Here is an 18,915-nt window from a genome sequence, read left to right as displayed (position 1 = left end):
ACGGTGACTGCTACGGCGACGTATGCGATCACGCAGGCTGATATTGAAGCTGGTCATGTTGCGAACACGGCAACGACGACGGGTACTCCTCCGACCGGTCCCGCGGTAACCCCGCCGCCGGCTGGTACGGATACTCCGTTGACCCCGGCACCGGGCATGACGTTCACTAAGACCGCTGATGCAAGTGCGGTTCAGGATCCGTCTGTTGTGGGTGACCAGATCACTTACACGTTCACGTCGAAGAACACTGGCAATGTGAAGCTCACGGGTGTCACGATTAATGATCCGTTGGCTGGTTTGTCGGCTTTGGCTTACACCTGGCCGGGAACTCCGGGAGAACTTCTTCCGGGTCAGTCCGTGACCGCGACGGCGACGTATGCGATCACGCAGGCTGATATTGAAGCTGGTCATGTTGCGAACACGGCAACGACGACGGGTACTCCTCCGACTGGTCCTGCGGTAACCCCGCCGCCGGCTGGTACGGATACTCCGTTGACTCCGGCACCGGCCATGACGTTCACTAAGACCGCTGATGCTTCCGGCATTCAGGATCCGTCTGTTGTGGGTGACCAGATCACGTACACGTTCACGTCGAAGAACACTGGCAATGTGAAGCTCACCGGTGTCACGATTAATGATCCGTTGGCTGGTCTGTCGGCTTTGGCTTACACCTGGCCGGGCACGCCCGGCGAGTTGCTGCCCGGTGAAACGGTGACTGCTACGGCTACGTATGCGATCACGCAGGCTGATATTGAAGCTGGTCATGTTGCGAACACGGCAACGACGACGGGTACTCCTCCGACTGGTCCTGCGGTAACCCCGCCGCCGGCTGGCACGGACACCCCGTTGACCCCGGCACCGGCGATGGAGTTCACCAAGACGGCTGATAACTCTGCTGTTCAGGACCCGACGCAGGCTGGTGACGTGATCACCTACTCCTTCTCGGCGAAGAACACGGGCAACGTGAAGCTGACCAACGTGTCCATCACGGACCCGCTGGCTGGTCTCTCGGCTTTGGCTTACACCTGGCCGGGAACCCCGGGAGAACTTCTTCCGGGCCAGTCCGTGACTGCTACGGCGACGTATGCGATCACCCAGGCTGATATTGACGCCGGTCACGTGGCCAACACGGCAACGACGACGGGTACTCCTCCGACTGGTCCTGCGGTAACCCCGCCGCCGGCTGGCACGGATACTCCGTTGACTCCGGCTCCGGCCATGGAGTTCACTAAGACGGCCGATGCTTCCGGCATTCAGGATCCGTCTGTTGTGGGTGACCAGATCACTTACACGTTCACGTCGAAGAACACGGGCAATGTGAAGCTCACGGGTGTCACGATTAATGACCCGTTGGCTGGTCTGTCGGCTTTGGCTTACACCTGGCCGGGAAACCCGGGAGAACTTCTTCCGGGCCAGTCCGTGACTGCTACGGCGACGTATGCGATCACGCAGGCTGATATCAATGCTGGTCATGTTGCGAACACGGCGACGACGACGGGTACTCCTCCGACTGGTCCTGCGGTAACCCCGCCGCCGGCTGGTACGGATACTCCGTTGACTCCGGCTCCGGGCATGACGTTCACTAAGACCGCTGCCGTGCCGGCAATGGCAGGCCCGTCCAAGGTCGGAGACCGGATTGAGTACCAGTTCACGGCCAAGAACACCGGCAACGTGAAGCTGACCAACGTGTCCATCGACGATCCTATGGCTGGTCTCTCGGCCCTGACGTACACGTGGCCGGGTACTCCCGGTGAGTTGTTGCCAGGTGAGTCGGTGACCGCTACGGCGACGTATGCGATCACGCAGGCTGATATCGACGCCGGTCACGTGGCCAACACGGCAACGACCACTGGTACTCCTCCGACCGGTCCTCCGGTTACCCCTCCTCCGGGAACGACGGACACCCCGTTGACCCCGGCACCGGCGATGGAGTTCACCAAGACGGCCGACGCTTCGGCAGTCCAGTCGCCCTCGGTTGTTGGTGATGTGATCACCTACACCTTCTCGGCGAAGAACACTGGAAACGTGAAGCTGACCAACGTGTCCATCGATGATCCGCTGGCTGGTCTCTCGGCTTTGGCCTACACCTGGCCGGGAACCCCGGGAGAACTGCTTCCGGGCCAGTCCGTGACCGCTACGGCGACGTATGCGATCACCCAGGCTGATATCGACGCCGGTCACGTTGCCAACTCCGCAACGACCACTGGTACTCCTCCGACCGGTCCTCCGGTAACCCCGCCGCCGGCTGGCACGGACACCCCGTTGACCCCGGGTGCTGGTCTGGTCTTCTCCAAGACAGCGGATGCGTCCGCCGTTGGTGATCCGACGAAGGTGGGCGACGTGATTACGTACACCTTCACGGCCAAGAACACCGGGAACGTCACCCTGACAGATGTCGTTATCAACGACTCCCTGCCGGGTCTGTCCCCGCTGGTCTACTCCTGGCCCGGTGCTGCAGGAACCCTGCTGCCCGGTGAAACCGTGACCGCCACGGCAACGTACGCGATCACCCAGGCTGACATCAACGCCGGTCAGGTCACCAACACGGCGACCTCTACTGGTACACCTCCGACGGGACCCCCTGTCACAACGCCACCTGCAAGTGCTGTTGTGACCTTCCCGCCGGTCGTTCCGAGCCAACCAGAAGAACCGCTGGCCTACACGGGCGTTGTGCTTACCGTGTTGCCGATCGGCCTTCTCGTTGCTGGCGCGGGGCTGCTCCTGTTCCTCGTTGGACGCCGTAGGCGTTCCGAGGCATAGGAAAGAAAGGCGCGGCAATCGGGGCCCCAACCCCGGTTGCTGCGCCGCTCTTCGCTCACTTCCAGACCCAGAAAGAACCAGGTAAGCAAGACATGAAGAAGACAGTAGCGTGCATGGTGGGCGTGTTGGTCTCGGCCGCCGCGCTGGCCGGTTGTTCCTCGTCGAACAGCAGCGAGGCGGGGACATCGCCGTCGTCCACTACTACCCAAGCTGCCACCACCGGCGAGGCGAAGCCCGCAAACCCGGGCACTGGGATCATCGAGGCCACCAAAATGGCGTCGTGCGATACCGCACCGGGGAAAGTGACTGCCAAAGGCACAGTCACTCCGCCCGAAGGAACCAAGGGCGTCGTCAAGATCTCCGTCAGTTGGGTGGACCCGAAAACATCGGCAGTCCTCGCGCGCGGAGAGCAGACGTTCAAGGATCCCCAGGCCGGAAAGTCCATTGACTGGGTTGCGACCGCAGAGGTGACCAAGCCGGCCGCCGAGATCAAGTGTGTGCTGGGCGCCACCGTGCTGTAACCCGCAGGCGGATTAGATGAGCGGCCGAGGGGGTACTCAGTACTTCCTCGGCCGCTTTTTCGTGTGTTGCCTCAACCGACCTGCCCCAGACTGTCTCCCATGAGGCCCGGGTTGGGCGGCTCATTCGTTCTCTCCTCAGGTTCCGTTTCGGTTGCCAGGCTGGCAGTTGCGTCCACGGCCACTACAGTCCTGATCCGGGATGTCGTTGACGAGCATTGTATTACTTCTTATACTTCAGTCTAATTCTAAACTATCGTCCATACGTGATTGCTTGTTCATTGCATTCGAACTATTTGGCAGGCCCTTGACCGCACCCGCTTTACAGCGACGGAGTTCATCGCCCCAACTTCCCGCGTGGGAGACCTCCAAGGTCGCTACGAAGCCCGCAGCAATACTGACGGCACTCCTTGACGCCAGCGAAAGAGATTCACGTCGCCATCAATATCGATGGTTTTCTGCATTAGGTTTCCGCCCGTTCCACCACTGAACTTCCATGGAGGTCGATACAGTGCAAAGGCGACCTGGCCGTGATTTCCTGGTTGAAAATGATGATGAACGGCTCATTAAGAGGGTGCGCGAGGGTGACAGCAAGGCTTTCGGCGTGCTCTATGGTCGCTATCTAGAGCCAGCAAAGCGAGTAGCGGCAGGCCATTTGGACAACGCATCTGACATCGACGACGTGGTAGCTGACTCGTTCACGGCGGTGCTTCAGCGCCTTCATGCCGGTCATGGACCGGAAGCAATCTTCCGCGGATATCTGCTCCGCATCGTAAGGCGAATGGCCCACGCGCGGAACCTTGCGGCGTCTAGATCCATAGTGACTTCCGAACGGCATATTCTGGACACTGCGTCATTCGACGAAGACACGGTACTTGCTGAGTTTGAAAACAACGCTGTCACGACCGCCTTCCGGTCGCTTCCCCGGCGATGGCAAGCCGTTCTTTGGTACGTAAATGTCAAAGGTTTGAAGCCATCAGTGGCATCCGACTTGCTTGGGCTTGGGCCAAACGCCACCTCTGCATTGGCATTGCGAGCCCGGGAGGGACTCCGCAGGGCATATCTGCAAAGTCATGTCACTTCATCTTTGGACGAGGGCTGCGAGCCCTACCTTGGGCTGCTTGGTGCCTATGCACGAAACGGCGTGAAACGGTCGTCTCGGGAGAAGGTCGAGACGCACCTAAGAGGTTGTTCTCAGTGCGCAGCGGCTCTCATGCAACTCCGCGATATACAAGGAGCCATGCGTGCAGTTCCTATGCCGGGATGGCCTTTCACGTCTACCATGCCGGAGTGTGGAGCGTTCATTGACGCAGTACCTCCTAGTCACCCGTGAGTGAAGGCAGCCAGCAAGTATGCCTTGAGAGCGTCGGCCTTCATCGCAAATCGCGGTTCGTCCGCGATGTTTCCGACGCGGGTTTCGAAGACGCTTTGGGTGAGTGCCCCCACGCTGAAGACGTAAGCCCAATGGTGGAATCCCGCCGGTTTGTCGGGCAGGGCCGCTTTGATCACGTCGATGAATTCGCGGGCCAGCGGATCAAACAAGGTGGAAATAACCCTTCGATCCTGGCTGGACGGGTCGGAGGCCTCTCTCAGGACGAGCCGGGCGAACCAAGCATCCTCAGCGTTGTCGTGCAGTCGAAGGGCTGGTTCCACGAAGGCGTCGATGATCTTCTCCAAACTTCCAGGAGCCGTGGGGTCCTCAATGGCGCGCAGGCGTTCAAGCCTCTCGTTGTTGATGTACTGGCGGTTCTCGAACGTCGAGAAGTAGAGATTCTCCTTCGTTTCGAAGTGGTACACGAGAAGCGCCAGCTTCACTCCGGCTTCGCCTGCGACGTCGCGCATTGTAGTGCCGTGGTAGCCATTGATCGCGAAGAGTCTTTCTGCTGCGCGCAGAATGGAATCTTTGCGGGACGCCGGTTGTGCAGTGTCGGAGGTCTCCCGCCCGCTTCTTGCAACCGCTGTCATATCCGGATCCTCCGCCTTTGTCATCCTCAACGGAGTCTATCCGTTGACCTACTAACTGTACGTATGTACAGTCTCAGTTTAGTGGCTCTCGTCACATCACATCAACAGCCTTGTGAAAGAGGTATGAAATGAGTCGACTCGTCGACATCTCCGTGGCGCTGTGCAGCGGAATTGCTTCCGATCCCCCGGGTCACCGTCCGAGCATCGAGTACCTCGGGCACAAGGACACCGTTGACGATTTGCTGGCATTCTTCCCAGGCGCCAGAGCCGATGACCTGCCGGATGGGGAGGGCTGGGCTATCGAGAAGGTGACGTTGACCACCCACAACGGCACGCATCTGGATGCCCCGTACCACTTTGCGTCCACGATGGACGGCGGGAAGCCCGCCTTGACCATCGACGAGGTCCCCCTCGAATGGTGCTACCAACCGGGCGTCAAACTGGATTTGCGGCACCTGCCGGACGGCGCCGTTGCAACACCGGAAGACATCGAAGAGGCGCTGGCCCACATCGGGCACACGTTGTCCCCGTTCGAGATCGTGCTCGTGAACACGCGCGCCGGCAGCCGCTACGGGGAAGCCGACTATGTCGAATCCGGTTGTGGAATAGGGCGTGACGCCACGATGTACTTGCTCGACCGTGGCGTGCGCGTTACAGGAACGGACGCATGGAGCTGGGACGCCCCCTTTAGCTACACTGCCCAGCGCTTTGCCCGGGAACGCGATGCCTCGATCATCTGGGAGGGCCACAGAGCGGGACGCACCACGGGGTACTGCCACATTGAAAAGCTCAGCAACCTTGAGGCACTCCCACCGACGGGGTTCATGGTTAGTTGCTTTCCGGTAAAGGTCAGCGCAGCTTCCGCGGGCTGGACTCGCGCCGTCGCGATCCTGGACTAGCCCGCAGGGGCGCATTTGCGTGCCCTCCCCGAACAGAATGCATTCTGTTCGCAGCCACCACATCCACTCGTAGGAGAGTCACATGAGCACCACCGCCCTCAGCGTCGAGGCCGCCCTGAGCCGCTACGCATCACCGGATACTTGTGCCGCCGAATTGCTGTGCGATGCACAGGATCCAACAGCCGTCGCCTTTTCCATCATTGAATCCGACCTCAGCTGCGAGGACATCACGTACGGGCAGCTGCGGGAGCGGTCCGAACGAGGCGCCGCCGTCCTCGCTGGGCTGGGCGTGGGACCTGGTGACGCCGTGGCCACCCTGATGGGAAAGTCCGCCGACCTTGTGGTCATGCTGCTGGCCATCTGGCGGCGAGGTGCCGTGCACGTACCGCTGTTCACGGCCTTCGCATGGCCCGCAATTGAGATGCGGCTCAAGGCGTCCGAAGCGAAAGTTGTCATCGTGGATGCGGACCAAAGGGAAAAGATCCAGGACATCGACGCCGACGTCGTCGTCTCGGGCGGAACGGGAAGGACCAATGACCTCGCACTGGCGCCTCTGCTTGCCGCCCAGCAGCCTGGCATCAAGGCCGAAGCGCTGGGAGGAGACGGGACACTGGTGTTGCTCTTTACGTCCGGAACCACAGGCACTCCGAAGGGTGTCCGGGTGCCGATCAAGGCCCTGGCCGGATTCCACCACTACATGGAGTTCGGGCTTGATGTCCGCAATGACGACGTCTTCTGGAACGCTGCAGATCCGGGCTGGGCTTATGGGCTCTACTACGGGATCCTCGGACCACTCGCGGCAGGCAAACGGAGCCTGCTGCTGCACGCCGGGTTCTCCCCGGAGCTGAGCTTCGCCGTCATCGAACGGTTCAAAGTGACCAACTTCGCCGCCGCTCCCACCGTCTACAGGGCCATGCGCCTGGGATCCGCACCCGGTGGGACACAGCAGAAGCTGCGTCGGGCAACCTCATGCGGCGAACCCCTCACGCCGGAAGTGAGCGCCTGGGCAGGGGTAGCACTTGGTGTGCCGGTCCGTGACCACTTTGGACAGACCGAGCACGGCATGGTGATTGCGAACGCTTGGCATCCCGTCATTCGCGACGAGCTCCGTCCCGGCTCCATGGGCCGTCCCTTGCCGGGGTGGAGCTGCACGGTCTTGCAGACCACTGGGGACGAACCCGCGCCACCGGGAGTCGTGGGCCGAGTAGCAGTCGACACCACAGCGAGCCCCTTCATGTGGTTTACGGAGTACAAAGACGCTTCGGAAAGGACCGCAGAACGCTTCAGCGAAGATGGTCGGTGGTTCTTGACCGGCGACGCGGGAATGGTAGACGAGGGCGGCTTCTACTTCTTCTCATCCCGCGATGACGATGTGATCATCATGGCCGGCTACAGGATCGGTCCGTTCGACGTCGAAAGTGTCCTCTCAACGCACCCCGCGATCCACGAGTCAGCCGTCATAGGCGCCCCCGACGAGCTCCGTGGTGAGGTCCTGGAGGCCTACGTGGTCCTTCAGGAAGGCATCACCGGGGACGACGCGCTCACTCTTGAGCTTCAGAAGCTCGTCAAGACAGAATTCGCGGCGCATGCCTATCCGCGTCGTATCCACTTTGTTGACGATCTGCCGAAAACACCGTCAGGCAAGATTCAGCGGTACGTCCTTCGCCAAAGACGCGCCGCGGGCCAGTAACTTCCCCTGCGTTGCCGGCACCGTGTGGCCCGGAAGCACCTGCCTCCGGGCCACACGGTGCCGCCAGTTGGGCCTACAGCGCGTAGACGCTCCAGGACGCGGTGTGACTGGCGCCGGGCTCCAAACGGACCAGGTCGGTTCCTCTGTTGAAGGCGTCCGGGGGACAGGTCATCGGCTCCACGGCCAGGCCGATCCGGTTCGGAACGGGCTCCGGCTTGTCGGCCGTATGGATCTGCAGCCAGGGGCAGCTTTCGTCCCAGGACATTCCGACGCCGGTGCCCGCCGGGTCCCGCAGCGACAGCCGCGCGAGCCCGCCGTCGAACGTTATGCCGGTGAAGGCGTGGTCGATCTCGGTGGTGCCGATCGCCCTGGCGGAACGGAAGTCGAAAGCGTGGCCCTCCACGGACACAGTGCCAACCGGCAGCAGCCTGTCCGGGGTCACTTCGAGGAACGAATCCGCGGCAAAGTCCAGGATCCACTCGTCCAACGGCGACGAACCGGCCACGAGGTACGGGTGCGGGCAGACGCCGTACGGGGCCGCGACGTCGGCTGCGTTCACCGCGGTAACTGACGTGTGCAGCCCGGCGTCGTCCAGCACGTATCGGGCCTCAAGCGCCAGGACGAACGGGTAGCCCGCCGTGGGCCCTACGGTGCACGTCAAGGTGAGCGAACCGGCGTCGGACTCCTTCAACGTCCAGTCGAGCGGGAAGGCGAGGCCGTGCAGCGCCGTTTCCCGCTCAGGTTCGTTGATCGGCAACTGGTGCTCGACGCCGTCGAACGTGTACTTGCCGTCGGCGATCCTGTTGGGCCACGGCGCGGCGATGATGCCACGGTAGTCCGGGATCGGACCGTCGGCCGGGAACGGGACTATAAGGTCCCGGCCGGCGAATTGCAGGACGCGCAGCGCGGCCGCATGGGCGGTGATGACTGCCTCGTAGCCGCCAGAAGTCAGCGTGAATTCAGCGCTCACAGGCCGCCTGCCAGCTTGTAGTACGCCGCGTTCCAGTTGAGTTCTTTCTTGAACTGTTTGATGGTGGTGCCCTCATCGATGGTGAGAAGTTCGGTCTTGGCGATGTCGGCGAAGTCCTCGAACACATCCAGGCCCACCTGCGTGGACAATACCGTGTGGTGCGCGGCTCCGGCGGTGAGCCACGCGGCCGCCGAAGTGGCGAAGTTGGGCTTGGGTTCCCAGAGCGCGCGCGCCACCGGGAGGTTGGGGAGCGGCTGGTCAAGGTCGACGACGTCCACCACGTTCGCGACCAAACGGAACCGGTCGCGCATATCGGACAGAGCGACGACGACGCCGGGGCCAGCGTCCGTATCGAACACCATGCGGACAGGGTCTTCCTTGCCGCCGATGCCGAGCGGGTGGATCTCGACGCGCGGCTTTTTGGCGGTCAGCGAGGGGCAGACCTCGAGCATGTGGGCGCCCAGGATCTTCTCGCTTCCCGGTTCCAGATGGTACGTGTAGTCCTCCATGAGCGAGGCACCGCCGGGCAGGTCCCCGCCCATGACTTTGGCCGCGCGAACCAGGATGGCGGTCTTCCAGTCGCCTTCCGCGCCGAAGCCGTAACCATCGGCCATGAGGCGCTGGACAGCCATGCCGGGGAGCTGGCGCAGCTCGCCGAGATCCTCGAAGGACGTGGTGAACGCTGCGGAACCGTTGGCCTCCAGGAAACTGCGCAGGCCCAGCTCGATCTTGGCGCTGTACCGCAATGATTCGTGGCGTGCGCCGCCCTTCTTTAGTTCGTCGGCCACCTCGTAAAGGCGCTCGTACTCGGCAACCAAGGCGTCGACGTCGGACTCTTTCGCGGTGTGGACCGCCTCGGCGAGCTCGTTGACGGACCAGGTGTTTACCGAGACGCCGAAGCGCAGCTCAGCCTCGGTCTTGTCGCCTTCGGTGACGGCGACATTGCGCATGTTGTCGCCAAAACGGGTCAACTTCAGCGTGCGGACGGTGGCCCAGCCCGCTGAGGCGCGCTGCCACGCGCCCACTTGACGGGCGACCTCGGGATTGCTGACATGCCCGACGACGGTCTTCCGCGGCACGCCGAGACGCGACTGGATGTAGCCGAATTCCCGGTCGCCGTGGGCTGCCTGGTTGAGGTTCATGAAATCGAAATCGATGTCCGCCCACGGCAGGTCCCGGTTGGCTTGGGTGTGCAGGTGCAGCAGTGGCTTGCGGAGCAGGTCGAGGCCCTGGATCCACATTTTGGCGGGGCTGAAGGTGTGCATCCACGCGGTCACGCCGATCACGGAGTCGTCGGCGTTGGCTTCAAGAGCTGTGCGGCGGATGGCGTCGGAATCGGTGAGCACCGGCTTCCACACGAGCTTGACCGGAACATCGCTGGTGGCGTTGAGCGCGGTGGCGATCTCCTGCGACTGTGCGGCCACCTGCTTGAGGACGTCCTCGCCGTAGAGATGCTGGCTGCCGGTGAGGAACCAGACCTCGTACTGCTCCAGGGAGGTGTTGTTGGCGTTGGGCATGTGGTGCTCCTGACGGTGTTCTTGGGGCCGGATCAACGGCCGTAAACGTTCTGGTAGCGGTCGTAGAGGGACTCGATCTTGGCTTGATCCATGGGCAGCGGCTCGCCGAGCTGGCGCGAAACATGGACGGTCCTGGCCACTTCCTCGCACATGACGGCGGCTTTGACGGCCTCGCGGGCGTCCTTGCCGATGGTGAAGGGTCCGTGGTTCTGCATCAGGACCGCGGGGGAATTGGAGTTCTTCAGCGTCTCCACAATGCCCTGGCCGATGGAGTCATCGCCGATCAGCGCGAACGGTCCCACCGGGATGGGTCCACCGAATTCGTCGCCCATCATGGTCAGTACGCACGGGATCGCCTCGCCGCGGGCAGCCCAGGCAGTGGCATAGGTGGAGTGCGTGTGCACCACGCCGCCCACCTCCGGCATGTGGCGGTAGACGTAGGCATGGGCCGCGGTGTCCGAGGACGGCGAAAAGTCCGGGTTGCCCCAGGTGATGGTTTGTCCGTCCTCAGAGTGGATGGTGGTGGCCGGGGTGCCATAGAGATCCGTGACCACCATGGCTTCGGGAGTCAGCTGGTCATAGGAGACGCCCGACGGCTTGATGACCATCAGGTCATGCCCGGGGATCCGGCCCGAAACGTTCCCGGCAGTCCACACCACCAACTCGTAGCGGGTCAGCTCGGCATGGAGCTCGCAGACTTCCTTGCGGATCCTTGCGATGGTTTCCAGCAGGGCGCTCATGCGTTGGCTCCTTCCAAGGTGTCCGCCTGGATCGCGGCCCGTTGGATCGCCTTGAGGCGGTGCATAACGTTGTTGCTCCCGCGGCCGAAGTAGTCGTGGAGGGTCCGGTATTCCTGGAAAAGGACCTCGTAAGCGGCAACGTTTTCCGGGATGGGCGTGTAAACGGCTCCGGGAGCCGCAGCCATGGACGCGGCAGCTTCCCGGATGTCCTTGTATTTCCCGGCGGCCACTGCAGCGTGAATGGCCGAGCCCAGGGCAGGGCCTTGCTCGGAGCCGATCGTGGAGAGCTGCAACCCGGTGATGTCCGCGTAGACCTGCATCAGGAACGTGTTCTTCAGTAGTCCACCGGCCACGATGAACTCCTTCACCGGCACACCCGAATCCCGGAAAGCGTCCACGATGGTCCGGGTGCCGAAGGCCGTGGCCTCCAATAGTGCCCGGTACGTGTCCTCGGGCTTCGTGGCCAAGGTCTGGCCCACAACGACACCGGAAAGTTCGTGGTCCACCAGCACTGAGCGGTTGCCTGAGTGCCAGTCCAAAGCGATGAGGCCGTGCTCGCCGATAGCTTGCTTCTCGGCGAGCTCGGTGAGGTATTCGTGGATCCCCACCCCCTTGTCCTTGGCGGCCTGGTGGTACTCCGGTGGCACTCCGTTCTTGGTGAACCAGCCGAAGATGTCGCCGACTCCGGACTGCCCGGCCTCGTATCCCCACAGCCCGTCCACGATCCCGCCCTTAACAACGCCGCACATGCCGGGGACCTCGCGGAGGACATCGCCGTTCATGACGTGGCAAGTGGACGTACCCATGATCGCGACGAGCTGGCCGGGGTCCACGGCATTGGCCGCCGGAGCGGTGACGTGGGCGTCCACGTTGCCCACCGCCACGGCGATCCCCGCCGGAAGCCCGGTCCAGGCCGCTGCCTCTTCCGTGAGGTAACCGGCGGCGTCGCCCAAACGGCCGATAGTGTGTTCCAGCTTTTCGGAAACGAAGCCCTTGAAATCAAGGTTCAACGCTGCCAGGAAGTCCGCAGACGGGTAGTTGCCGTCCTGATGGATGCCCTTGTACCCGGCGGTGCAGGCGTTGCGGACGTAGCTTCCGCAGAGCTGCCAGACGATCCAGTCGGCTGCCTCAACCCAATGCTCCATGGCGTCGTAGACTTCCGGGTCTTCCTCAAGCAGTTGCAGACCCTTGGCGAACTCCCATTCCGACGAGATCAGGCCGCCGTACCGGGGGAGCCAGGACTCGCTGCGTTCTTCGGCGAGCTGGTTAATGCGGTCCGCCTGGGGCTGCGCTGCATGGTGACGCCACAACTTGACGTAGGCGTGGGGGCGGTCCGCGAAGCGTTCGAGTTCGTTCAGCGGCGTGCCGTCTGCCGTCGTCGGAACCATGGTGCACGCGGTGAAGTCAGTGGCGATGCCCACCACGTTCTTCGGGTCGATGCCGGCGTCGGCGACGGCGGCTGGCACGGCATTGCGCAGGACGTCGCGGTAGTCGTTGGGTACTTGGAGCGCCCAGTCGGCGGGCAGCCTCTGGCCCGTGATGGGGAGGCGGTCCGAAATAACGGCGTGCGGGTACTCAAACACCCCGTTGCCGAGCTCCGCACCGTCCGAGACTCGCACCACCACAGCGCGACCGGACAATGTGCCATAGTCGACGCCGATGACGAACTGCTCGTCGAGCGGGAGGTTTTCAGAGGTATTCATGGGTCTCCATCCGGCTGGCCAGGGCCTCATTGCCGGGGGTCGGGGTGGAAAAAGCGTGGAAGGTCTGATGCAATTGTTAGCGCTAACAACGTTGATGTCAAGAGGAACCCAACTGCTGCTTACGTGGGTTAGACGGTGGCGAGGGCTGCCGTGGTGGACCTGACCACCAGGCGCGGGGTGACCGTGGCGGGGGTGCCGGTGACGCCGCCTTCCAAGCGATCCAGCAGGAGGCTGATGCAGCGCCGGCCGAGTTCCTCGAAGTCCTGGGCAACGGTGGTCAGCGGAGGGATGAAGTAAGCAGACTCGGGTTGATCGTCGAAACCCACCACGCTCACGTCCTCTGGCACACGGACTCCGGTTTCATGGAACGCCCGGAGGACGCCGAGAGCCATTTGGTCGTTGGCCGCAAAAAGGGCCGTCATGGAGCCCTCCTTGGCGATTTTCAGGCCTTCCCTGTACCCGCATTCTGCGCTCCAGTCACCCTCGATCAGGGCAGCAGGAACAAGACCGGCCTCATCCAAGGCGTCCCGCCATCCTTCAATGCGGGCCGCTGCATCAATCCAGTCAACCGGTCCGGACAAGTGCCCAATCCGCGTGTGGCCAAGCTCCAGGAGATGTTGCACGGCCAGCCGTGCTCCCTGCCGCTGGTCCACGGCGGTGCCGCTGAGGCGTTCATCACCGATGGATCCCACAGCCACCAATGGTACGTGCGCCGTGATGCCCCGGAGGACCTCGAACGTACCTGGATGCGGGACGATCACCACGATTCCATCTACGCCTTGGTCCATGAAATGGGCGATGGCGTCCTTGATGGTCTCGGGAGTGACCTCCCGCAGCCCCGCGATGCTGACAAAGTATCCCGCGTCCCTTGCAGCCTGTTGGACTCCGAGGACGGTGTGCGACGGCCCGTATTCAGCCACTTCGCTTCCGAGGACGCCGATGGTCTGGGAACGCCGCGTCACCAGGCTGCGCGCCGCGGTGTTGCGACGATAGCCAAGCTTGTTGATTGCCTGTTCAACGCGCTCGCGGGTCTTGGTGCTCACATTGGGGTGATTGTTCAGCACGCGGGAAACGGTCTGGTGGGAAACACCTGCCACGCGGGCAACGTCCTCCATGACGGGAGGGCGGATTTGTGCGGATTGTTCAGTGCTCACCCTGTCACGATAGAGCACCTGTGGCGGAGATCAGCCCATGGCCACCTTGGCGGCGTGCTGGCGGTATCGCGTGAGGAACTCGGGAGCTTCTGTGGAGTCGACGGCAGTCACGTCCACGCCTTCCAGCGGCCAGGAAGGCAGCTGGCCGGTAAGGATGCCTGCTGCTTGGCGTGCGGCGCCGTCGGCTACGTATTCGCCAGGCGCCGGCACGAACACCGGCAGCCCGAAAGCAGTCGCCGCCACCTGCTGCACAGCCGTTGACTGGGCACCGCCGCCCACCAGGATGATTCGTTGGGCCTCGACTCCCTGCGCTTGCAACGCCGCCAGGCCATCGGCCAATGAACACAGCACGCCCTCGATCGCGGCCCTGGCCAGGTTTGCGGGGGTGTAGTTCGAAACGGTGAGGCCGTGGAGTGAACCAGTGGCCTCGGGAAGGTTGGGTGTTCGTTCACCTTCAAAGTACGGGACCAAGGTCAAACCGCCTGCACCCTGGGGAGCAGAGAGTGCCAGTTCACCGAGCTCCATCAGGGTCACGCCCAGCAACGCAGCAGTGGCGTCGAAGATCCGGGTTGCATTGAGCGTGCAGGCGAGCGGAAGGAAGTTGCCTGTAGCATCCGCAAACCCTGCCACCAGGCCGCTGGCATCCCGGGCCGGAACATCGGACACCGCGAACACGGTCCCTGATGTCCCGATTGAGATAACGACATCCCCGACGGCGGCGCTGACGCCCAGGCCCGCAGCTGCGTTGTCGCCGGCACCAGGCCCGATCAAAGCGCCGGAGGGCGTCTTGCCCGCAGCTTCCAGGGGTCCGACGACGACGGGCAGCACCGGGACATGCCCCAGGGTACGTTCCAGGACTTCGGGAAGGTATTCGCCGGAATGGGCGGCGTAGTAGCCCGTGCCGGAGGCATCGGACCGGTCCGTGCGAAGGAGTTCCAGCGAGGATGGTCCTGTTCCCGGCCCGTAACCGGCCAAGCGCCAGGACAGCCAGTCGTGTGGGAGGCATACGGCAGCCGTGCGTTCGGCATTCGCGGGCTCGTTTAGCGCAAGCCAACGGAGCTTGGTGGCGGTCAGCGATGCAACCGGAACGGTCCCCGTGCTGGACGCCCAGTATTCAGCACCAGCGGAAGCATCTCCCTCGCCTGCATCCAGGATCAGTGCTTCGGCGTCAGGTGCGGAACGGGTGTCATTCCACAACAAGGCAGGGCGCACCACATCGCCGGATTCATCGAGGCACACCATGCCGTGCTGCTGGCCTCCCACCGAGACAGCTTCGACGTCCTCCAAGCCGCCGGCCTGCGCAATTGCTTCCTGGAGGGCGGCCCACCAATGATCAGGGTGAACCTCCGTACCTTCAGGATGGGAGGCCCGGCCTTGGCGCACCAAAGCGCCAGTTGTTGAGTCCCGGATGACCACTTTGCAGGACTGGGTGGAGCTATCGATCCCGGCTACGAGAGGCATGCTTTTGTTCCTTTGGCGGTCCGCCGCCGGACCTGGCAAGAGACAGGTCCGGCGGCGGGAGTGCTGGTGGCGGTGAGGGGTTTAGCGGGCGCCGAGCAGGTGCTCGATGGCCAGCTGGTTGAGGCGGACGAAAGCGAACGAGCGCTCGGCGGTCTTGTCGGCGTCGAACGTTTCGAAGGCGCTGGCGTCAGCCAGCAGCTCGGCGGTGGTTTCGCCGGCGTTCAACGTGGGCTGGCCCAGCTCGAAGACACCCGACGTGGCAAGGGCTTCCTGGACTTCGGGATCCGCGCGGAAAGCAAGGGCGCGTTCCTTCAGCAGCAGGTACATCGACATGTTGGACTTGGCCGATTCCCAGACGCCGTCGTAACCATCGGTGCGGGACGGCTTGTAGTCGAAGTGTCGCGGGCCGTCATACTTCGGTCCGCCATTGGGGAAGCCGTTCTCCAGGAGGTCCACGGTGAAGAACGCGCTGGTGAGGTCGCCGTGGCCGAAGACGAGGTCTTGGTCGTACTTGATGCCGCGCTGGCCGTTGAGGTCAATGTGGAAGAGCTTGCCGGCCCAGAGTGCCTGGGCGATGCCGTGGGTGAAGTTCAGGCCCGCCATCTGCTCGTGGCCTGTCTCCGGGTTGAGGCCTACGATGTCGCCGTGTTCCAGCTGGGCGATGAAAGCCAGGCCGTGTCCAACGGTCGGCAGGAAAATATCGCCGCGGGGTTCGTTCGGCTTGGGTTCCAGGGCGATCCGCAGACCGTAACCCTTTTCCTTGATGTAGCCGGCGGCGGTGTCCACGCCTTCCTTCATGCGGTCCAGGGCTGCGGAGAGATCCTTGGAGCCATCATATTCGCTGCCTTCACGGCCGCCCCAAATGACGAAGGTCTCTGCACCAAGCTCGGCGGCGAGATCGATGTTCCGGAGGATCTTGCTCAAGGCAAAGCGGCGCACGGAACGGTCATTCGAGGTGAATCCGCCGTCCTTGAACACGGGGTGGCTGAACAGGTTGGTGGTGACCATGGGCACCTTGAGGCCGGTCTCCGCCAGTGCGCCCTTGAAGTTCTTCAGGATGAGGTCGCGCTCTGAAGCGGTGGCGTCAAAGGGAACCAGGTCATTGTCGTGGAAAGTGATGCCGTAGGCGCCCAGGTCGCTGAGCTTGTGGACAGCTTCCACCGGGTCCAGCGCAGGGCGGGTGGCCACGCCGAACGGGTCGGCGCCGGTCCAACCGACAGTCCAGAGGCCAAAGGTGAATCGGTCCTGCGGGGTAGGCTGCGTGGTCATTATTTGCTCCTTTGCAAAGCACTGGGGAGGGCGTGGAAAGCGAGCTCTCCAATTAGTTTTCAATCTGAACTATATGGGGGATGATGGATCATGGTCAATGGAAGTCGGCAAGAAATATTCGAAACCTGCCAGGAGGTCCACTCCCGTGAATGAGCCAGCCGCGCCCGGACGGGTGGGTGATGTCCGCCGTCGAAATCTTTCGCTGGTATTGGACTCCATAGCCCGCACCGGAGATGCCAAGCCGAGCCGCGCCCAACTGGCAGCCGGCACCGGACTCACCAAGGCGGCAGTTTCCAGCCTCGTCGCGGACCTTGTGGAGTCCGGGCTCGTCTCCGAAGTGGGCCTCTACCGCGACGGCGAGCGGGGACGGCCCGGCCAGGGCCTCGAGCTCAGCGCCCGCCGCGGGGTGGTAGGCATGGAAATCAACGTGGACTACTTGGCCGTGGGCTTGGTGGACCTTGGGGGTAGTCTGCGGTTCCGCTCCACGGTGGAGTCGCGCAACAGGGGACTGGCTCCGAATGTAGTCATGGAGCGGCTGGGGAACCTGACTGCAGAAGCAAGGGCAGCGGCCGCCGCTGACGGCATCGCCATCATGGGCGGGGGGCTGGCCGTCCCCGGCCTGGTGGATGAGCAGCGCAACGTTGTATTGTCCGCTCCCAACCTTCATTGGGAACGCGAGCAATTGAATCCGAGGTCGTTGCTGGAAGATGCCCCGCTGGGTGTCAGGCTCTCCAACGAGGCCAACAGCGCCGCCCTGGGGGAGCTTTGGTATGGCGACGGCCAGCCGGACTTCCTCTATGTCTCAGGCGAAGTCGGCGTAGGTGGCGGTGTGGTCATCGGCTCGGAGTTGTACCTTGGGCCGGGTGGTTCCGCGGGGGAGCTTGGCCACATAGTGGTGCATCCGGAGGGCCCTTCCTGCTCGTGCGGAGGTGCCGGTTGCCTGGAAACGTTCGCCGGCCAGGAAGCAATCTTCCAAGCGGCCAGGATCCCGGAAGGTTCCCTTAGCGAACGGACGGAGCTGCTGCTGACGGCCCTGGCCGCCGCTGAGCCGCAGGCCACCCAGGCAGTCCACGACGCCGGACGGTACTTGGGTGTCGCGCTCGCCTCTTCCGCGCGGCTGATGGACATCGAAACCGTTGTACTTGGCGGGCATTTCGCCGTGTTGAACGAGTGGTTGAGGCCGGCCCTGCTAGCCAGCCTGGAACGTTACGCACCCGGGCTTTTGGATCCGACGCATCTCACGGTGTCACACCTGGGGCACTCCGGGACCCTGCTGGGCGCAGCCGGCCAAGTCATCCGGTCCGTCATTGAGTCCCCGTTCGAGTTTCTGTTGGCCAGCAAGCTCGCGTAGCGCAAGACAGGCAGCACGCACCTTCCGGGCAGGCCCCGACCATGCAATCGTTGGTTCATGCAGACGGTGTATGAGGCCGCGGGCGGTCCGGAATTCTTCCTCGCCCTGGCAACGGCGTGGCATGCCAGGGTGGTTGAGGACGAAGTAGTGGGGCACGCCTTCCGGCATGGCGTTCATCCGGAACACATCCAGCGACTGGCCGCCTACTGGGGCGAGGCCCTGGGCGGACCGCCGCTGTACACCGAAACATACGGCGACGAGACGTCAGTGGTTCGAATGCACAGCGGAAACGGATCCCACCAAGAGATGGACCGCCGGGCCATTGAGTGTTTCGACCAGGCGCTCGCGGACGTCGGCCTGATGGACGTCCGCCTCCGCGGGGTCCTGCACTATTACTTTGCCTGGGCCACTACCAACACGATGGCCCGCTACGAACGTTCAGCAGAGGATGTCCCGGCCGGGCTGCTGATTCCCCAGTGGTCCTGGGACGGATTGGACGCCGGCTGAGGGATCAGGCTTCTGCCGGGAAGCCCTGGTCGGCGTCGTCCCACCAGCCCTCCCAAGCGCTGGAGGTCAGGCGTTCCGTAGTGAAGACAGGTGCGGGCTGGCTGGTGGAATCGCCGGACGGACCGCTCTGGCCGCCGCTGCCGTCGAGGAAAAAGTTCAGGGTCTTCAAGAGCATCATGGTGGTGTCCTTTCAGTGGTTTCGTGGACGTCTTTGTCCAGGTAAAACCAATGTAGGTGGCCATTGTTTCCTCGCGTCGACGCAATGTTTCAGCTGTGTAGCACTTATCTCACCTGCGTCTCCGACGATTTGTAGTGGACACAAGGCGCTCGACGGCGGCACTTGCCCGGGGGTCGTCGTCGAGCCTTTTGTGGTTGGCCGGGCAAGGTGTGCTGTCGCCACCTTCTTTGAAT

General features: G+C 63.0%; 15 protein-coding genes and 1 pseudogene. 7 read left to right on the top strand and 9 right to left on the bottom strand.

Annotated features, from left to right (window positions below; genetic code table 11):
• The 3 genes and pseudogenes from ACFRJ9_RS04030 to ACFRJ9_RS04020 all read left to right on the top strand — a co-directional run.
• Nucleotides 1-2,760 (top strand): annotated as a pseudogene (locus ACFRJ9_RS04030) (hypothetical protein); the annotation flags it as partial.
• 92 nt (nucleotides 2,761-2,852) lie between these two features.
• Nucleotides 2,853-3,281, top strand: coding sequence for a hypothetical protein (locus tag ACFRJ9_RS04025; RefSeq protein WP_377664673.1), 429 nt, complete (start codon nucleotides 2,853-2,855; stop codon nucleotides 3,279-3,281).
• Nucleotides 3,282-3,774: 493 nt separating this feature from the next.
• Nucleotides 3,775-4,611 carry a sigma factor gene (locus tag ACFRJ9_RS04020; RefSeq protein ID WP_377664671.1) on the top strand — a complete coding sequence of 279 codons (837 nt, stop codon included), beginning with the start codon at nucleotides 3,775-3,777 and terminating at the stop codon, nucleotides 4,609-4,611.
• Here ACFRJ9_RS04020 and ACFRJ9_RS04015 read toward each other — a convergent pair.
• Entirely contained in the window at nucleotides 4,602-5,243 is a 642-nt protein-coding gene (locus ACFRJ9_RS04015; RefSeq protein ID WP_377664669.1) for a CerR family C-terminal domain-containing protein, read from the bottom strand. The genes ACFRJ9_RS04020 and ACFRJ9_RS04015 overlap by 10 nt on opposite strands.
• Before the next feature lie 128 nt (nucleotides 5,244-5,371).
• Between ACFRJ9_RS04015 and ACFRJ9_RS04010 the strand changes: the two genes are divergently transcribed.
• Both ACFRJ9_RS04010 and ACFRJ9_RS04005 read left to right on the top strand, forming a co-directional pair.
• Entirely contained in the window at nucleotides 5,372-6,142 is a 771-nt protein-coding gene (locus ACFRJ9_RS04010; RefSeq protein WP_377664667.1) for a cyclase family protein, read from the top strand.
• Nucleotides 6,143-6,224: 82 nt separating this feature from the next.
• Nucleotides 6,225-7,832: an AMP-binding protein gene (locus ACFRJ9_RS04005; protein ID WP_377664665.1), complete on the top strand. Its 1,608-nt coding sequence runs from the start codon at nucleotides 6,225-6,227 to the stop codon at nucleotides 7,830-7,832.
• 73 nt (nucleotides 7,833-7,905) lie between these two features.
• On the opposite strand, the gene ACFRJ9_RS04000 is transcribed toward ACFRJ9_RS04005, so the two are convergent.
• The 7 genes from ACFRJ9_RS04000 to xylA all read right to left on the bottom strand — a co-directional run bounded on the left by ACFRJ9_RS04000 (nucleotide 7,906) and on the right by xylA (nucleotide 16,646).
• Entirely contained in the window at nucleotides 7,906-8,802 is an 897-nt protein-coding gene (locus ACFRJ9_RS04000) for an aldose 1-epimerase family protein (RefSeq protein ID WP_377664663.1), read from the bottom strand.
• On the bottom strand, nucleotides 8,799-10,319 hold the full coding sequence (gene araA, locus ACFRJ9_RS03995) for an L-arabinose isomerase (RefSeq protein ID WP_377664661.1): 1,521 nt from the start codon (nucleotides 10,317-10,319) through the stop codon (nucleotides 8,799-8,801). The genes ACFRJ9_RS04000 and araA overlap by 4 nt, the downstream gene beginning before the upstream one ends.
• A gap of 32 nt (nucleotides 10,320-10,351) precedes the next feature.
• Nucleotides 10,352-11,059: an L-ribulose-5-phosphate 4-epimerase gene (locus tag ACFRJ9_RS03990; protein ID WP_377664659.1), complete on the bottom strand. Its 708-nt coding sequence runs from the start codon at nucleotides 11,057-11,059 to the stop codon at nucleotides 10,352-10,354.
• Nucleotides 11,056-12,762 carry a ribulokinase gene (araB, locus tag ACFRJ9_RS03985; protein ID WP_377664657.1) on the bottom strand — a complete coding sequence of 569 codons (1,707 nt, stop codon included), beginning with the start codon at nucleotides 12,760-12,762 and terminating at the stop codon, nucleotides 11,056-11,058. Before araB ends, ACFRJ9_RS03990 begins: the two co-directional genes overlap by 4 nt.
• 128 nt (nucleotides 12,763-12,890) lie before the next feature.
• Nucleotides 12,891-13,877: a LacI family DNA-binding transcriptional regulator gene (locus tag ACFRJ9_RS03980; RefSeq protein ID WP_377664695.1), complete on the bottom strand. Its 987-nt coding sequence runs from the start codon at nucleotides 13,875-13,877 to the stop codon at nucleotides 12,891-12,893.
• Between the two features lie 69 nt (nucleotides 13,878-13,946).
• Nucleotides 13,947-15,377: a xylulokinase gene (locus tag ACFRJ9_RS03975; RefSeq protein ID WP_377664655.1), complete on the bottom strand. Its 1,431-nt coding sequence runs from the start codon at nucleotides 15,375-15,377 to the stop codon at nucleotides 13,947-13,949.
• Nucleotides 15,378-15,458: 81 nt separating this feature from the next.
• Nucleotides 15,459-16,646 (bottom strand): xylose isomerase, encoded by a 1,188-nt coding sequence (gene xylA, locus ACFRJ9_RS03970; RefSeq protein ID WP_377664653.1) that lies wholly within the window; start codon nucleotides 16,644-16,646, stop codon nucleotides 15,459-15,461.
• Between the two features lie 145 nt (nucleotides 16,647-16,791).
• On the opposite strand from xylA, the gene ACFRJ9_RS03965 reads away from it, so the two are divergent.
• Both ACFRJ9_RS03965 and ACFRJ9_RS03960 read left to right on the top strand, forming a co-directional pair.
• Entirely contained in the window at nucleotides 16,792-17,997 is a 1,206-nt protein-coding gene (locus tag ACFRJ9_RS03965; RefSeq protein ID WP_377664651.1) for an ROK family protein, read from the top strand.
• 57 nt (nucleotides 17,998-18,054) lie between these two features.
• Nucleotides 18,055-18,504 (top strand): group II truncated hemoglobin, encoded by a 450-nt coding sequence (locus ACFRJ9_RS03960; RefSeq protein ID WP_377664649.1) that lies wholly within the window; start codon nucleotides 18,055-18,057, stop codon nucleotides 18,502-18,504.
• Between the two features lie 4 nt (nucleotides 18,505-18,508).
• Here ACFRJ9_RS03960 and ACFRJ9_RS03955 read toward each other — a convergent pair whose 3' ends face one another.
• On the bottom strand, nucleotides 18,509-18,682 hold the full coding sequence (locus tag ACFRJ9_RS03955) for a hypothetical protein (protein ID WP_377664647.1): 174 nt from the start codon (nucleotides 18,680-18,682) through the stop codon (nucleotides 18,509-18,511).
• Nucleotides 18,683-18,915 lie beyond the last annotated feature (233 nt).

Origin of the sequence: Paenarthrobacter sp. NPDC056912, assembly GCF_042786555.1 — a bacterium.
Classification (GTDB): Bacteria; Actinomycetota; Actinomycetes; order Actinomycetales; family Micrococcaceae; genus Arthrobacter.
This window is presented reverse-complemented; position numbering and strand designations above follow the sequence as displayed.